Genomic DNA, 2,022 nt, shown 5'->3' on the forward strand with positions numbered 1-2,022 from the left:
GTTGCCGGCCCCAGTGCACTCGGGATGTTGTCCCGGGGTGATGGGTGGTTGGTCGTTGTTTGAGAACTGCACAGTGGACGCGAGCATCTGTGGCCAAGTTTTTAAGGGCGCACGGTGGATGCCTTGGCACCAGGAACCGATGAAGGACGTGGGAGGCCACGATAGTCCCCGGGGAGTCGTCAACCAGGCTTTGATCCGGGGGTTTCCGAATGGGGAAACCCGGCAGTCGTCATGGGCTGTCACCCGCTGCTGAACACATAGGCAGTGTGGAGGGAACGCGGGGAAGTGAAACATCTCAGTACCCGCAGGAAGAGAAAACAACCGTGATTCCGGGAGTAGTGGCGAGCGAAACCGGATGAGGCCAAACCGTATACGTGTGAGACCCGGCAGGGGTTGCGTGTGCGGGGTTGTGGGATCTCTCTTCCACGGTCTGCCGGCCGTGGGACGAGTCAGAAACCGTTGATGTAGGCGAAGGACATGCGAAAGGTCCGGCGTAGAGGGTAAGACCCCCGTAGTCGAAACGTCAGCGGCTCGTTTGAGAGACACCCAAGTAGCACGGGGCCCGAGAAATCCCGTGTGAATCTGGCGGGACCACCCGCTAAGCCTAAATATTCCCTGGTGACCGATAGCGGATAGTACCGTGAGGGAATGGTGAAAAGTACCGCGGGAGCGGAGTGAAATAGTACCTGAAACCGTGTGCCTACAAGCCGTGGGAGCGTCGGACATCAAGCTTGCTTGGTGTCTCGTGACTGCGTGCCTTTTGAAGAATGAGCCTGCGAGTTTGCGGTGTGTTGCGAGGTTAACCCGGGTGGGGAAGCCGTAGCGAAAGCGAGTCCGAACAGGGCGATTCAGTAGCACGCTCAAGACCCGAAGCGGAGTGATCTAGCCATGGGCAGGTTGAAGCGGAGGTAAGACTTCGTGGAGGACCGAACCCACCAGGGTTGAAAACCTGGGGGATGACCTGTGGTTAGGGGTGAAAGGCCAATCAAACTCCGTGATAGCTGGTTCTCCCCGAAATGCATTTAGGTGCAGCGTCGTGTGTTTCTTGCCGGAGGTAGAGCACTGGATAGGCGATGGGCCCTACCGGGTTACTGACCTTAGCCAAACTCCGAATGCCGGTAAGTGAGAGCGCGGCAGTGAGACTGTGGGGGATAAGCTCCATGGTCGAGAGGGAAACAGCCCAGAGCATCGACTAAGGCCCCTAAGCGTACGCTAAGTGGGAAAGGATGTGGAGTCGCACAGACAACCAGGAGGTTGGCTTAGAAGCAGCCACCCTTGAAAGAGTGCGTAATAGCTCACTGGTCTAGTGATTCCGCGCCGACAATGTAGCGGGGCTCAAGCGTACCGCCGAAGTCGTGTCATTGCGATATATACCCCCAACGGGGATCGTGATGGGTAGGGGAGCGTCGTGTGCCGGGTGAAGCAGCCGTGGAAGCGAGTTGTGGACGGTTCACGAGTGAGAATGCAGGCATGAGTAGCGATACAAACGTGAGAAACGTTTGCGCCGATTGACTAAGGGTTCCTGGGTCAAGCTGATCTGCCCAGGGTAAGTCGGGACCTAAGGCGAGGCCGACAGGCGTAGTCGATGGATAACCGGTTGATATTCCGGTACCCGCTGTGAAGCGTCAAACATCGAGCATCGTGATGCTAAGGCCGTGAAGCCGCCCTGATCTCTTCGGAGTTGAGGGGAGTGGTGGAGCCGCCGGACCAAGCGGTTAGTAGGTGAGTGATGGGGTGACGCAGGAAGGTAGTCCATCCCGGGCGGTGGTTGTCCCGGGGTAAGGGTGTAGGCCGGTGTGTAGGTAAATCCGCACACCTTGTGGCTGAGACCTGATGCCGAGCCGATTGTGGTGAAGTGGATGATCCTATGCTGTCGAGAAAAGCCTCTAGCGAGTTTCATGGCGGCCCGTACCCTAAACCGACTCAGGTGGTCAGGTAGAGAATACCGAGGCGTTCGGGTGAACTATGGTTAAGGAACTCGGCAAAATGCCCCCGTAACTTCGGGAGAAGGGGGGCCACACC

The 2,022-nt window shown here is 57.7% G+C and carries 1 rRNA gene (cut by a window edge); it reads left to right on the forward strand.

What is annotated here, in order from left to right:
• The first annotated feature begins 91 nt into the window (after window positions 1-91).
• Window positions 92-2,022, forward strand: a 23S ribosomal RNA gene (locus tag ACFW01_RS38275); it runs 1,272 nt beyond the window's last position.

Source organism: Streptomyces sp. NPDC058985 (assembly GCF_042740985.1).
Classification (GTDB): Bacteria; Actinomycetota; Actinomycetes; order Streptomycetales; family Streptomycetaceae; genus Streptomyces.